Origin of the sequence: Parabacteroides sp. CH2-D42-20 (assembly GCF_003670185.1) — a bacterium.
GTDB lineage: Bacteria > Bacteroidota > Bacteroidia > Bacteroidales > Tannerellaceae > Parabacteroides > Parabacteroides distasonis.
In genome coordinates this window covers 1-14,613 of record NZ_RAYG01000028.1, presented here as the reverse complement: position 1 = coordinate 14,613, position 14,613 = coordinate 1, and the positions used below count along the sequence as shown (strand labels likewise).

General features: G+C 44.1%; 10 protein-coding genes and 1 tRNA gene. 9 read left to right on the top strand and 2 right to left on the bottom strand.

The window, feature by feature from the left end:
• Positions 1–42 precede the first annotated feature (42 nt).
• Positions 43–2,130 carry a cytochrome c biogenesis protein CcdA gene (locus tag D7V92_RS16220; protein WP_121773314.1) on the bottom strand — a complete coding sequence of 696 codons (2,088 nt, stop codon included), beginning with the start codon at positions 2,128–2,130 and terminating at the stop codon, positions 43–45.
• Between the two features lie 21 nt (positions 2,131–2,151).
• Positions 2,152–3,066 (bottom strand): RluA family pseudouridine synthase, encoded by a 915-nt coding sequence (locus D7V92_RS16215; RefSeq protein ID WP_121773313.1) that lies wholly within the window; start codon positions 3,064–3,066, stop codon positions 2,152–2,154.
• Between the two features lie 367 nt (positions 3,067–3,433).
• On the opposite strand from D7V92_RS16215, the gene D7V92_RS16210 reads away from it, so the two are divergent.
• The 9 genes from D7V92_RS16210 to D7V92_RS16170 form a co-directional block, all read left to right on the top strand.
• Positions 3,434–6,055: a valine--tRNA ligase gene (locus D7V92_RS16210; protein ID WP_121773312.1), complete on the top strand. Its 2,622-nt coding sequence runs from the start codon at positions 3,434–3,436 to the stop codon at positions 6,053–6,055.
• A gap of 180 nt (positions 6,056–6,235) precedes the next feature.
• Positions 6,236–8,227: a sensor histidine kinase KdpD gene (locus D7V92_RS16205; protein ID WP_121773311.1), complete on the top strand. Its 1,992-nt coding sequence runs from the start codon at positions 6,236–6,238 to the stop codon at positions 8,225–8,227.
• A gap of 24 nt (positions 8,228–8,251) precedes the next feature.
• On the top strand, positions 8,252–10,108 hold the full coding sequence (locus D7V92_RS16200; protein WP_232428638.1) for a sensor histidine kinase KdpD: 1,857 nt from the start codon (positions 8,252–8,254) through the stop codon (positions 10,106–10,108).
• A gap of 73 nt (positions 10,109–10,181) precedes the next feature.
• On the top strand, positions 10,182–11,033 hold the full coding sequence (locus D7V92_RS16195) for a sugar phosphate isomerase/epimerase (protein ID WP_008772587.1): 852 nt from the start codon (positions 10,182–10,184) through the stop codon (positions 11,031–11,033).
• A gap of 38 nt (positions 11,034–11,071) precedes the next feature.
• On the top strand, positions 11,072–12,106 hold the full coding sequence (locus D7V92_RS16190; protein WP_008772586.1) for a DUF6340 family protein: 1,035 nt from the start codon (positions 11,072–11,074) through the stop codon (positions 12,104–12,106).
• Positions 12,107–12,168: 62 nt separating this feature from the next.
• Positions 12,169–12,630, top strand: coding sequence for a hypothetical protein (locus D7V92_RS16185; RefSeq protein WP_008772585.1), 462 nt, complete (start codon positions 12,169–12,171; stop codon positions 12,628–12,630).
• A 39-nt stretch (positions 12,631–12,669) separates the two neighbouring features.
• Positions 12,670–12,742: transfer RNA gene (locus D7V92_RS16180), tRNA-Thr, on the top strand.
• Positions 12,743–12,845: 103 nt separating this feature from the next.
• Positions 12,846–14,045: a site-specific integrase gene (locus D7V92_RS16175; RefSeq protein ID WP_121773310.1), complete on the top strand. Its 1,200-nt coding sequence runs from the start codon at positions 12,846–12,848 to the stop codon at positions 14,043–14,045.
• Positions 14,046–14,122: 77 nt separating this feature from the next.
• Positions 14,123–14,613 (top strand): hypothetical protein (locus D7V92_RS16170; RefSeq protein ID WP_147441528.1); only part of this gene is annotated, 491 nt, incomplete at its 3' end.

Here is a 14,613-nt window from a genome sequence, read left to right as displayed (position 1 = left end):
AAAGAAAGAGGGCCGGGTTCTACCCTGCCCTCTGTATGTGTTTTATTGTTGTTCTTTCTTGAATTCTTTCAATCCGTTTTGAAGGAACTGGATGTATTTGGAAACATCCTCATTGAATGCGTATGAAGGTCCGAGCGGCTGTCCCTCGTCATTCAATAAGATGTAGAATGGCTGGGCGTTAGAACCGAACTTGCTTCGTTGCAAATAACTCCATTTATCACCGATCGTCTTCAGCTTACGAGTCTTTCCGTTCTCTTGGATCTCGATGGGTTGCGGGAGTTTCGTCTTATCGTCTACCATGAGAGTGATTAGCACGTAATCATTTTCTAGCATTTGCTTCACCTTAGGATCCGTCCAAACGGAAGCCTCCATCTTACGGCAGTTTACGCAACCGAAACCGGAGAAGTCGATCATGACGGGTTTATTTACCTTCTTGGCATAAGCCATACCGGATTCATAATCGTCGAATGCGGCGTGTACCTCGTTTTTGTATAGATTGAAATCTTGTGTGTACAACGGAGGAGCGAATGCGCTGATCGCCTTTAACGGAGCGCCCCAAAGTCCCGGAACCATGTAAATGGCGAAAGCGAAAGAGATAATCGCCATAAACAGACGAGGAACAGATACATATTTTACTTCGCTATCATGGCTAAACTTGATCTTTCCTAATAAATAAACACCCAATAAGCTGAAGATCACGATCCAAAGCACGATAAAAGCCTCACGGTCTAGTAAACGCCAACCATACGCTAAGTCCGCTACGGAAAGGAACTTCAAAGCCAATGCCAACTCCAAGAAGCCCAATACGACCTTCACTGAATTCAACCATCCGCCGGATTTCGGCATACTTTGCAGCATATTCGGGAAGATGGCGAAGACACTGAACGGGATGGATAACGCCAAGGCGAAACCGAACATACCGATAGCCGGTCCTACCGCCGTACCCATAGAAGCAGCCTGTACCAACAAGGTCCCGATAATCGGACCCGTACAAGAGAAAGATACCAACACCAACGTGAACGACATAAAGAATATACTCAATACGCCGGTCGTTGAATCGGCCTTGCTATCCAATTTGCTAGTCCATGACGCAGGTAATACCAGCTCGAAGGCTCCGAAGAAGGAGACTGCGAATACTACCAGCAACAAGAAGAACAGGATATTAAAGATCGCGTTCGTTGATAAATCATTCAATGCGCTCGCTCCGAAGATACCGGTAATCAACAAGCCCATAACCAAATAGATTACGATAATAGATAATCCATAGGTGATAGCGTCGCGAATCGCTTTCTTACGATCTTTCGTACGTTTCAGGAAGAAGCTAACCGTCATAGGGATCATCGGCCAAACGCAAGGAGTCAATAAGGCGATCAAACCACCTAAGAAACCCGCGAAGAAGATGAATAACCAAGAGGTATCTGCCGCCGATACCGTAGAATCACCGAACGCTTTCAATTGGTCGATCACCGGAGACCAAAGATTCGGGCTATCGGTTAAGCTGTCGGACGCTTTGGGAGATGTCATAGCCGGTGTCTCTTTAGCGGCAGGGTCCGGAGTGTTCAACTCGCTAGCATCTTCCGCTACGACCTGCGTATCCGGCTGTACGGTCGTGGCGTCATCTTTATCCACCTCTGTAGTCGAGCTATTAGCTGCCAGAGCTGGATCTAGATGGATACTTTTCTTATCGAAAGAGAAAGGTATTTGATCTGGGGGAAGGCAAGTCTCGTCATTACAAGCCATAAATTCCACCTCGCCCTCTACCTTGAATTTAGCGGGATCGGTAATTTTTAGTTTTTGGATGAACGATACCGTACCCGGATACCAACGAAGGTTCATGGCGAATTGCTCGTCGTAAACCGTGGTCGGCTTTACAGAAGGAACCGGTTGACCAATCAGTTCAGCTCCATTCAATGTCTCGAATGTGAAAGATGTAGATACAGGACCTCCTTCCGGCAGGTTCATGTCATACAGGTGCCAACCTTTGTCCGCCGTGGCGGTAAAGACGATCTCTTTCTCGGGTGCGCCACCCTTGTCGTCTAGTTTAATTTTCCATTTGACAGGCGTAAGTATTTGTGCCTGCGCTACCAGCGCTAATAGCGCCAGCATGATCGAACTGATGAGTTTCTTCATTTTTATTATTTATTGCTAAAGTTACTTTGCTGTTGATGAAAAGATCTCCGGAATCCGGGTCTCAAAACGCATTTCCTCTCCCGTTACCGGGTGGATAAAACAGAGTTTACGGGCATGAAGCATCAAACGTCCCGCAGGATTCGTCTCCGCTCCATATTTGGTGTCGCCGGCTACCGGGTGACCGATAGATTGCATCTGGGCGCGGATTTGGTTCTTACGTCCCGTTTCCAGTTCCAGTTCCAGAAGCGAATAGCTATTGTTCGTTTGTAACAGGCGGTAGCGAGTGATCGCTTCTTTTCCGTCTCCCTCCAACGTCACATACACTTGCATATTCTTATTCTCAACAAGATTGGAAACGATCAAATCCGTATCTTTCTCCGGCCGGCCTTCTATTACCGCTACATAGGTACGTTGGGTAATCATTTCGCTCCAGTTGGATTGAAGTTGTTCCTTTACGCCTTGATTTTTAGCGAACATCATGATACCAGACGTATCCCGATCCAGACGGTGCAAAACGAATATCTTATTACGAGGATCGGATTGTTTCACATAATCGCTTAATAAGCGATATGCCGTACGCTCTTTAACACGATCGGTAGATACGGATAGCAAGCCTTCCCTCTTGTTGATCACGATGAGGTCATCATCTTCCCAAACAATTCTCAGTAGCGGATTGTTGAATTCCACCTTTCCTCTTCCATAGTTAATCCCGACTGTATCGTTGGGGTTCAGTGCCGCATCGAACTGTCTGGTGACTTTCCCGTTTACCGATATTTGTCCCCTGCTCAATAATCCTTTCACTGATGAACGGCTCTGTTCTTTTAATAACTCGAACAGGAAAGGTAGCAAAGTGTTACTTTCACCCACCGTTACCCGTCGTTCTTTAGAGGGTTTATGTCGATTATCCCCTCCTTTATACTCAGATCGCTTTCTCATATCTATTTTTTATAGTACGCGAAGATACAGGCATTTACGCGAAACTGCAATAGCGCGGAATAGAAAAACCGTTATAAATAGTTTGCTTGTTATAGGAATAAACCTTCAAATCCCCGGATGTAAAAGTAATTGCCATTCACTCTATTTTCAAAATAGCGGCGTGGTCCTTATAAATCACGTCGTGATCTGTACAATCCACGGCTTGGTCTGTATAAACCACGTCGTGGTTTGTAGAATAGTGGCGTGTCCGACAGGGAATGCCTATTGTCTCGGCCGACTATATTTCCCGATGCTCAGCGTTTTTTGTCTATATTTTTTGTACTTTTGCGGATCGAGAAATGTGTAAAGACTAATTAGTTATAAAAATATGGAAATCGCTAGTAAGTACAATCCCGCTGAAGTAGAGGGGAAGTGGTATCAGTATTGGTTGGATAACGGCTTCTTTAAGTCAAAGCCAGACGGCCGTGAGCCGTATACGATTGTAATCCCGCCCCCTAACGTCACCGGCGTATTGCACATGGGACATATGCTTAACAATACGATCCAAGATATCTTGGTTCGCCGTGCCCGTATGATGGGTAAGAACGCTTGTTGGGTACCGGGTACGGACCATGCTTCGATCGCTACGGAGGCGAAAGTGGTGAATCGTTTGGCCGGGCAAGGAATCAAGAAGACCGATCTGACTCGCGACGAGTTTTTGCGGCATGCTTGGGAATGGAAAGAAGAGCATGGCGGCATTATCTTGAAGCAACTTCGTAAATTGGGTGCTTCCTGCGATTGGGATCGTACGGCGTTCACGATGGACGAGAAACGTTCGGAGAGCGTTATCAAGGTTTTTGTCGATCTATATAAGAAAGGTTTGATCTACCGGGGTGTCCGTATGGTGAATTGGGACCCGAAGGCGTTGACGGCCCTGTCCGATGAGGAGGTTATCTATAAGGAAGAGCATAGTAAGTTGTACTATCTTCGCTATAAGATCGTAGGCGAGGAGGGATACGCCATTGTCGCCACTACCCGTCCGGAGACGATTATGGGAGATACGGCGATGTGTATCAACCCGAACGACCCGAAGAACCAACATCTGAGAGGAAAGAAAGTGATCGTTCCGCTGGTAGGCCGTGAGATTCCGGTGATCGAGGATGATTACGTAGATATAGAGTTCGGTACGGGCTGTTTGAAAGTGACCCCGGCACACGATGTAAACGACTATATGTTGGGCGAGAAATATAATTTGCCTTCTATCGATATATTCAACGATAACGGTACGCTGAGCGAGGCCGCTGGCCTGTACGTGGGCATGGATCGTTTTGATGTCCGCAAGCAAATCGAGGAAGACTTGCGTAACGCCGGTCTTTTGGAGAAGGTAGAGGCTTACGAGAACAAGGTGGGCTTCTCGGAGCGTACGAACGTGCCTATCGAACCGAAATTGTCTATGCAATGGTTCTTGAAGATGGAACATCTAGCCCAGATCGCCTTGGAGCCGGTCATGAACGACGATATCAAGTTCTATCCGCCGAAATTCAAGAATACCTATCGCCATTGGATGGAGAATATCAAGGACTGGTGTATCAGCCGTCAGCTTTGGTGGGGGCACCGTATCCCGGCTTACTTCTTGCCGGAAGGCGGTTACGTGGTAGCCGAGACGGAAGAGAAAGCTTTGGAACTGGCGAAAGAGAAATGCGGTAACCCGAATCTGACCATGTCTGATTTGCGTCAGGACGAGGACGTATTGGACACTTGGTTCTCTTCTTGGCTGTGGCCGATCTCCCTGTTCGACGGTATCAATAACCCGGATAATGAGGAAATCAATTATTACTATCCGACCAGTGATTTGGTGACCGGACCGGATATCATCTTCTTCTGGGTAGCCCGTATGATTATGGCCGGCTATGAGTACAGAGGGAAAATGCCGTTCAAGAGCGTCTACTTTACGGGTATCGTTCGTGATAAGTTGGGACGTAAGATGTCTAAATCTTTAGGAAACTCTCCCGATCCGTTGCGATTGATCGAGCAATACGGTGCGGACGGCGTGCGTATGGGCTTGATGCTCGCGGCTCCTGCCGGAAATGATATTCCTTTCGATGATGCTTTGTGCGAGCAAGGGCGTAACTTCAATAATAAGATCTGGAATGCTTTCCGCTTGGTGAAGGGCTGGACGGTAGACGATACGATCGCCCAGCCGGAGGCTTCCGCTATCGCCGTGAAATGGTTCAAGATGCAGCTGGATAAGACGATTGCCGAGGTAGACGACTCTTTCAGTAAATATCGTCTGAGCGAAGCGATGATGGCTGTCTATAAATTGTTCTGGGATGAGTTCTCCTCATGGTATCTGGAGATGGTAAAACCGGGGTATCAGCAGCCGATCGACAAGGCTACGTATGAGGCTACACTCGGTTTCTTCGATGCCTTGCTTCGTTTGCTTCATCCTTTCATGCCGTTTATTACCGAGGAATTATGGCAAGCCCTTGAGCCTCGTAAGGAAGGTGAGAGCTTGATGGTTGCCCAAATGCCGGAAGTAGCTGTTGCGGATAGCGCTTATTTGGATGCTTTCGAGATCGTGAAAGAGATCGTTGGCGGTGTCCGTACAATTCGTTTGCAAAAGAATATACCGAATAAGGATGCGCTGGAATTGCAGATCGTGGGTGAGCACAATGAGGCATTCAACGCTGTGATCGCTAAGATGTGTAACCTCTCTTCCATCTCCAAGGTAGAGGAGAAAGCGGCCGGCGCTGTATCGTTCTTGGTACGTACGACTGAATATGCCGTACCTTTAGGCAATCTGATCAATGTGGAAGAAGAGTTGGCTAAGCTTCAAGAAGAATTGAAATACCAAAAAGGTTTCTTGACTTCTGTCATGAAGAAATTAGGCAATGAGAATTTCGTAAGCAAAGCCCCGGCGAAAGTAATCGAGATGGAGAAGAAAAAGCAAGCCGATGCCGAATCGAAGATTAAGTCTATCGAGGAAAGTATCGCCGCCTTGACAAAATAAAGAGAACAGCTGTTTCTTTGAAATAAGAGCCTATATCAATCTTTCTTTGATTGATATAGGCTTTTTTGTTGATTGAGTTGAAAATTATAATATTAAACTTGTAAATAATGATACGCTGTTGTCTAAATTTTACTAACTTGCCACACGTTAACTAATTGATGTCTATTTTGTAAACTTTAAATGCGAAACATACTGTTAATAATATATTTATCTCTTACCCCAATATTTGTAGCTACTGCGGCCACTGATATCGATAGCATGGAATGTGTGCTGGCAAAAATGCCTTCGGGTGACAGGCTTGTGAAGTTGGATGAACTTGCTAGTGATAAAGGACAAGGGCTGGATTATAAATATTATGCGGATAGATTGCTCAAGGAGGCGGAGTTGAGTAAGGATGATACTTATAAAGGCAACGCTTTGTTCCAGATCATCCGGTATTATTATTCCCGGAATATAGACAGTATGTATTTTTTCATAAAGAAAGCCGAGCCTATTTATTTAGCCCAAAAACGTTATGAGGATCTTTGCCGGATTAAAGGATGGTATATTTACGCTTTATCGAGTAATGGCGAGAAGGAAAGGGTGCTAGAGAATGTACAGGCATTGAAAGATCTATCCAGCGAACTTGATTTTCCGGATGGTATCGATATGGCGAATCAAGCCCTGGCGGATTTTTACTTCAGTACGGGATTTGACGCGGAGGGAATCGCCTTGTATGAGGAGGTTTTCCTGGATATGGAGAAAAGGGATTCCCCATTGGCCAAAAGGATTACCGTTATCCGGCATTTACAAAATGAAAATATCCAAGCATCGAAGAGACTGTTTTATTTAAAGAAATTGAAAGAGTATATCGTGGAATGCGAAGAAAAAGGAATAGAGGAATTAGACGAAGATACTCCTTTATATTATGTTAAATATCTTTATCACCGTAGTTACGCCTTGCTGGGTATTGATAAGAAAGATGTCTCCCTCACATCTTACCATCTAGCTCGTGCAGAGAAGTTGGTTAAAGACTGTAACATGAGGAATGAATATCTCTCGATTTCTAATATCCGTTTACTCTATTATCGGATATCGGGCGATTATGAGCGGGGGAAAGCATTGGCTAATGAGTTAATTGATTATTGCTTACAACGTAAGAGGGCGGTATCCGTATTGGGATTGATGAAGGATAAGGCCATAATATGCTATAATTCAGGCCATGGAATGGAGGCTGCGGATGCGTATCGCGAGTATATCAGTTTGAAGGATTCAGTGACTAATGCTGCATTTTATAATGATTTAGCGAATTTACGAGCTCGTCATGACGTGGATAAATTGGAATTGGCAAATAAGAAGATGGAATTGGAGGCGGCTCATTCACGTACGAAATTATTGGTGATGGGTGGAGGGCTTGTTCTATTGTTGCTGGTTTGTTGCTCTTTGGGGTATATTTCTTATTCACGGCATAAATATGGATTGCAATTGAAACAGGCAAAAGATAAGGCGGAGGAAGCCGATCGTCTGAAATCGGCTTTCCTTGCCAATATGAATCATGAGATACGTACTCCATTAAATGCCATTGTCGGTTTCTCACAAGTATTGGTTGATGAGGAGGATCGGGAAACAAGACAAGAGTTCGCGGACATTATCCAGAATAATAACGAGCTGTTGCAGCGGTTAATCGCGGATGTCCTGGACCTATCCAAGATCGAGTCAAATTCGATGCCTCTCATTTATAAGGACCAAGATATCCCTACCTTGATGAAAGAGATTTATAGCATGATCCTATTGCGTATGCATGAGGGGGTGGAGCTTGAATTATATGATTGTGAGGAGCTGGTTATGGAGACTGACCGGAACCGCCTGACTCAAATCCTGACAAATCTGTTGACGAATGCGATCAAGCATACACAAGAGGGATCTATTCGTTTCGGATATAAGAGATCGGCTTTATCCGTGGAGTTCTTCGTGCAAGATAGTGGAGAAGGAATACCGGAAGATAAGATCGATACGATATTCAGCCGTTTCGTGCAATTGGATAACTGGAGTAAGGGGGTTGGCTTGGGGCTCGCTATTTGCCAAGGCTTGGTTGAACAGATGGGTGGAAATATCCGGGTTACTTCGAGGGTAGGTGAAGGCTCTGTCTTCTATGTGACTTTGCCATTGATACGGCCGAGGATAAGCTCGTAGTGATAATTATTATAATCTTGCGGTATGAGACAACTACGTATTATTTTCCTATTCCTGCTTTTACTGTCATCCGTTCGTATATTGGCGGCGGGGAGTGATAGCTTGCGCCGGCAGGAGGCGGACGAATTGTATAGGCTAATTCGCTATTACTATTCGAAAAATACGGATAGTATGCGCTATTTCATACAAAAGGCGGAGCCTGTGTTTTTGGAGGTAGGACGTATTGAGGACCTGTTTCGGGTAAAAGGCTGGAATATCTATACCATGACGAGCCGCCGGGAGGATGATGGGGTTCTGCGGGAGGTGAATGCGTTGAAGGCCCTTTCTAAAGAATTGAATTTCCCGGAGGGTGCCGATATGGCGAACCAAGCGTTAGCGGACTTTTATATCGAGACGGGATTCATGAGTGAAGGTATCGCCTTATACGAAGAGGTGCTTCAGGGAATGGAGGAACGTGACACCCCTTTGCCCAAGCGGATTTATATCATTCGCCAGATATTGAACAAAGGGAGGACGGTCGAGACAAGGAAACGCTATCTGGAGAAGTTGAAAGCCTATATCGACTATTGTGACGGGAATGGGATTACGGAATTGAATGAAGAGATGTCGGTGAATTACCTTAAGTATCTCTATCACCGTTCGTATGCGGTTCAAGGTATCGAGATGAATGATGCCAAATTAGCCCATTCGCATTTAATATTGACCAAACGTTGTGTGGAAGAGGCGAATTTAGTTAGAGAGACTCAAACGGTCATGAACTTGGAGCTGGACTATTCCATATTTATAAAAGACTATGACAGGGCTCTAACCTTTGTCGATACGTTACTCTCTATCGTTAGCTCTGAAAAGAAGAATACCCAAATACTATTGATGCTGGCGAAAAAGGCGGATATCCTTTTACAGAAAGGGGAAGGGGTAAAATCCGCTAAGACCTATCAAATATATACGCATTTGAAAGACTCGCTTATGAGCGCCGAATTTTATGCGGATTTGGCTATGCTGAGGAACCAGCATGATGTGGATAAACTGGAATTGGCAAATAAGAAGATGGAGCTGGACGCGAGCCATCTACGTGCTAATTTATTGACAATGGGGGGAGGTCTTGCGATTTTGATGATCATCTGTTGCTTCTTGGGATATATCTCGTATTCCCGGCATCGGTACGGATTGAGGCTGGAGAGGGCTAAGGAAAAGGCGGAGGAAGCCGATCGCCTGAAGTCCGCGTTTTTAGCGAACATGAATCATGAGATACGGACACCTTTGAACGCTATCGTAGGTTTCTCGCAAGTATTGGTGGATGAGGAAGACCGGGAGACAAGGCTTGAGTTCTCAAATATCATCCAAAGTAATAATGAGTTGTTGCAGCGGTTGATCGGGGATGTGCTCGATCTTTCCAAGATCGAGTCAAATTCCATGCCTCTGATTTATAAGGAGCTGGATATTGGTTTACTGATGAAAGAGATTTATAGCATGATCTTGTTGCGTATGCCGTCGGGCATAGAGTTGCGACTGAACGACTGCGAGGCCTTGGTGATGGAGGCTGATAAGAACCGCTTGACACAAATCCTTACGAATTTGCTCACGAATTCGATCAAGCATACCGAGAAGGGGTTCATCCGTTTTGGATATAAGAGAACGGCGGCTTCTGTCGAGTTTTTCGTGGAGGATAGCGGAGAGGGAATACCGAGAGATAAGATCGATTCCATATTCAGCCGTTTTGTCCAATTGGACAGTTGGAGCAAAGGCGTTGGACTGGGATTGGCTATCTGTCGGGGATTGGTAGAGCAAATGGGAGGAAAGATATGGGTTACCTCTGAGCTGGGAAAAGGCTCGATCTTTTATGTAACTTTGCCACTGATTCGTCCGAATGCTGGCTCGTAAAGATCTTTTTATTATCTTGCGGGGTGAAAACTGTTTATGATGATAGTATACATTATTATATATAATATAAACCATGAAACACTCAAGACGTTTATTTTTTAAGCAAGGATTGGCCGGGGCTCTCTTGTTGGGAACTTCCGCTATCGCTAAGGCCGGTTTGCCGGACCCTGTAAAACCAAAGGCTCCGAAGGCCGTAAATCCATTCCATCTGGGAATGGCGGGATATACTTTCGTTAATTTTGATTTAGATACGACGTTGAAGACGTTGGAACGATTAGATATCCATTATCTTTGCATCAAGGATTTCCATTTGCCGTTGAATAGTACGGATGAGCAGATTCGGGCTTTTCATGATAAATGCGCTGCCCATAAAGTGACGGGATATGCCGTAGGTCCTATTTATATGAAGAGCGAGGAAGAGATAGACCGTGCGTTTGATTATGCGAAGCGGGTAGGAGTGAAGTTGATCGTCGGTGTCCCGAATTACGAGCTTTTACCCTATGTGGATAAAAAAGTGAAGGAGTATGATTTCCATTACGCCATCCACTTGCACGGTCCTGATATTAAGACGTATCCCGACGCTACGGACGTTTGGGAGCATACGAAGGATTTAGACCCCCGTATCGGTATGTGTCTGGATGTCGGACATGACTTGCGAAACGGCTGTGATCCTGTGGCCGACTTGAAGAAATACCATACCCGGGTGTTTGATATGCATATCAAGGACGTGACGGATTCTTCGAAGGCGGGAGTCGGGATCGAGATCGGTCGTGGAAAGATCGACTTCCCTGCGCTGATCCGTATGATGCGGGAAGTTAATTACACGGGAATGTGTAGCTTGGAATACGAGAAAGACATGAAAGACCCATTCTTGGGGATCGCGGAGTCTATCGGCTATTTCAAGGCTGTGAGTGATTTGACATAATGTGGGGGCGTAAATCGCCCCCTTTTAAATAGATGAAGATGAGAAGCATTCTTTTTATAGGCATAGCGGGTTTGTTGTCCGCTTGTAGCACGATTAATTATGTAGGTATCGAGACGTATAATCCTGCGGAGGTGACGTTTCCTGAGAATGTCGCCAAGGTACTTATCGTAAACAATGCCGTTCCCCAACCGGAGGATGCGGGTTACGAATACACCTTGCAGGGAGAAAAGCAGGATACTTGCAAAGCGAAAGCGGATAGTGCGCTGTTTGACGCTTGCCGTACTTTAGGGGAGGCTATCGTGGAGGCTTCTTATTTTAACGACGTATTGCTTTACCATGATGCGGTTCGAAAAGATAATCAGGCGTTTCTGGATACGAAACTTACCCAAGGGCAAGTAGCGTCGCTATGCGATGAGACCGGTGCCGATGCGGTTATCTCCATCGACCGCTTGCTGTTCGATATGAAGAAAAGCGTAGGTACCTTGGGCGAAGGGTATGTAATGGGAATGATCGACGTGCAGATGGCTGGCGTGATACGCAGTTACGTTCCCGATCGTGAGGCTCCACTGGCGACGGTACATATGAAAGATAGTATTTATTGGGCGGAAAGTGCGGATTATATGCCGATCTTGGATAAGGTATTGCCCTCTCCGGAGAATGCTTTGCGTGGGGCCGGTAAATATTTCGGGGCGAAGGTCTACGCTAATTTTGTTCCTCATTGGGAGAAGGAGACTCGTTGGTACTTTACCGGAATGGGTTCACGTTGGAAAGAGGCTTCCGCTTATGCGGCTAATGAGAAATGGGATATGGCGGAAGATCGTTGGTCCGGGCTTTACCGGGGTACGGAAAACTGGAAAAGCCGGGCGAAGGCGGCCTCTAATCTGGCCCTATGCTATGAGATGAGAGGAGATTTAAAAGAAGCCTATGAGTGGGCTCATAAATCATACGATTTATTCAAGCGTAATAGTGGTGATAATGATAAGAGTACCAAATTATTGGAACTCTATGTGCAGGCGTTGGCCGAACGAATTCGTTCCGATAAGAAACTAAATGTGCAATTTGGTGAGGATTAACGGCGTTATTCGGTGAATTATTATTACTTTTGACGCATATTCGAATAAAGGAGAATTAATATATGAACGCAAATATAGCAAAGGTTCAATCCCTCATCGAGAATGCTTTTACGTCGGCTATTGAAAAGCTGGCCAAGGATGAGTCCGGTAATTTTATAAGCGACTTATATGTGCAGGCCGATGCGGAAAGCGGGGAACTGCAAATTTATGATGATGAGGAGCATTTGATCGAAAAGATCGTTATCTTCGATTGGGTGAACTCGAACGAGGAGGAGAACGCATTCAATAAGCGGGTTGCCGCTTCGGTGAAGGCGGTCCTTACGATCTTATCCACCAAGAATATTTTTGACGCTCCCCGGTTCATGAAACCTCTTTCTGTTAGCTTGACTGATGAAGATTTTGTTGTGATAGAGGAACTTCTCTTCATAGACGATGATGTGCTTCGTCTGGACGATCCTCTATTAAAAGATTTAGATGCGGATTTAGATGATTTTTTAGCGAATCTTCTTGCAGATGTCAAATAAACCCTGTATCTTTGCGCCCGAAATAAAGAAACAAATGTTGCCGAAATAGCTCAGCTGGTAGAGCAACGCATTCGTAATGCGTAGGTCGCCGGTTCAAGTCCGGCTTTCGGCTCACAAAATTAGGCAGTTATCTTTTTAGGTAACTGCTTTTTTTATGGTGTTTTCTGTGGTTTTCGTGGTTTGTTTAAACCGATGTTTAAACCAGCGTTTAAACCATGAGTACAACAGTCAATGTCGTATGTTACAAATCTAAAGTGTTGAAAAACAATGAATCACCTTTGATGATTCGTGTTTGTAAGGATCGAAAAATGAAATATCAAAGTCTTGGTATTTCCATATTGCCTAAATATTGGGACTTTAAAGCCAACAAACCAACTTCTAAATGTCCAAATAAGGAGTACATAGAAAGGTTAATAGCGGAGAAAGTAAAAGTCTATACAGATAAGGTTATAGAGTTTAAATCACAGGAAAAAGAATTTACAGCAACGTCTTTAATGGAGAAGGTGAACAAATCAGTAAAGCGTAAAACTGTGCAAGAGGTCTTTAACCAGTATATTCAAGAACTTGAATCAGCAAATCGTTTACGTTATGCGGATATGTATAAATGTACTATGCATTCTCTTATAAAATTCAACAAGCATTTGGATATTCCTTTTTCTGATATGGATACAATTTGGTTAAAGCGTTATGAGGTGTGGTTGCAAAGTCAAGGATTGGCTATAAACACATTGGGAACACGCTTTAGGCATTTACGGGTGATTTATAATTTTGCGATAGAGGAGAAGATCGTTAAATCAGAATATTATCCTTTTAATTCGTTTAAAGTCTCTAAATTAAGCCAAACTACAGCCAAACGTTCAATACAGAAGGATGAGATCTTATCTGTACTAAACTATCAAGGGCAAACACCTTTGGAATGTTTAGCTATAGACTTGTTTACTTTTTCATATCTGGCAGCAGGTATTAACTTTGGAGACATTGCTCGTCTGACAAAAGATAATATCTTGGAAAATAGATTAATCTATATCAGAAAGAAAACTCAAAAGCAGATAAAGGTTTCATTGCAGGAACAGGCTATTAAATTGATTCAGAAATACTCAATGCCTGATAATCCCTATTTATTTCCTATTCTATCCAATTTTCATAAGACAGAACAGCAGAAAGTAAATAGGATTCATAAGATTATAGCGAAAGTGAATAAGTCTTTGAAAGAAATAGGAGAAAGGTTGAATATTCCTATTGACTTGACAACATATGTTGCAAGACATAGTTTCGCCACAGTCTTAAAGAGATCAGGCGTGAATACCTCTTTAATCTGTGAGGCTTTAGGACACAGTTCAGAGAGAGTAACACAAATCTATTTGGACAGCTTCGGTAATGACCAGATGGAAGACGCAATGAAAAACCTACTCTAAACCAAAGAATCCTGTTTCCAGAAATGGGGACAGGATTCTTTTATCTTAATTTTGCCACATCAAACAAATAAAAGGAAATGATACTGGATATAGACAACCCGCTATTAACGTATGTGCTGAAATACTTCGGCTCTTACCAAGCTATCTTAGAAACAGATGAAGATGGCAAGACGTATTTAATGAATACTTGGTATCCCGTTGGATTTGCCCACTGGTATGAGGATATTTTAAAATCAATCCCTTTCAATAGATCAGGCCATGATAAGCACGAGCGTTTACAGGAACTTCTAACAGAATTGAATCTGGATAAAGAATCATTCTGGGGACTGATCCTGTATCTGTATGACTATACTACTGACGCTTGCAAGAATCTACTTGTACCAAAAAAGACACACCAAGAGACCTACAATGAATTTTGTGCTTTCTTAGAGCAGAATCCCCGTATTGAATCACTGACATTCAAATCCTCTAATAAAAAGTCCTATGCCTTGTCTGATAAACTGATCCTTGACTTTTTGGCTATCCGTTTACAAGAAGAGAAGATGAGTAACCGCCAAAAGCAACGGTT

Excerpts from the sequence above, each read along its gene's own strand:
- D7V92_RS16220 (WP_121773314.1), bottom strand. The coding sequence starts at position 2,130 with ATGAAGAAACTCATCAGTTCGATCATGCTGGCGCTATTAGCGCTGGTA.
- D7V92_RS16215 (WP_121773313.1), bottom strand. The coding sequence starts at position 3,066 with ATGAGAAAGCGATCTGAGTATAAAGGAGGGGATAATCGACATAAACCC.
- D7V92_RS16210 (WP_121773312.1), top strand. The coding sequence starts at position 3,434 with ATGGAAATCGCTAGTAAGTACAATCCCGCTGAAGTAGAGGGGAAGTGG.
- D7V92_RS16205 (WP_121773311.1), top strand. The coding sequence starts at position 6,236 with ATGCGAAACATACTGTTAATAATATATTTATCTCTTACCCCAATATTT.
- D7V92_RS16200 (WP_232428638.1), top strand. The coding sequence starts at position 8,252 with ATGAGACAACTACGTATTATTTTCCTATTCCTGCTTTTACTGTCATCC.
- D7V92_RS16195 (WP_008772587.1), top strand. The coding sequence starts at position 10,182 with ATGAAACACTCAAGACGTTTATTTTTTAAGCAAGGATTGGCCGGGGCT.
- D7V92_RS16190 (WP_008772586.1), top strand. The coding sequence starts at position 11,072 with ATGAGAAGCATTCTTTTTATAGGCATAGCGGGTTTGTTGTCCGCTTGT.
- D7V92_RS16185 (WP_008772585.1), top strand. The coding sequence starts at position 12,169 with ATGAACGCAAATATAGCAAAGGTTCAATCCCTCATCGAGAATGCTTTT.
- D7V92_RS16175 (WP_121773310.1), top strand. The coding sequence starts at position 12,846 with ATGAGTACAACAGTCAATGTCGTATGTTACAAATCTAAAGTGTTGAAA.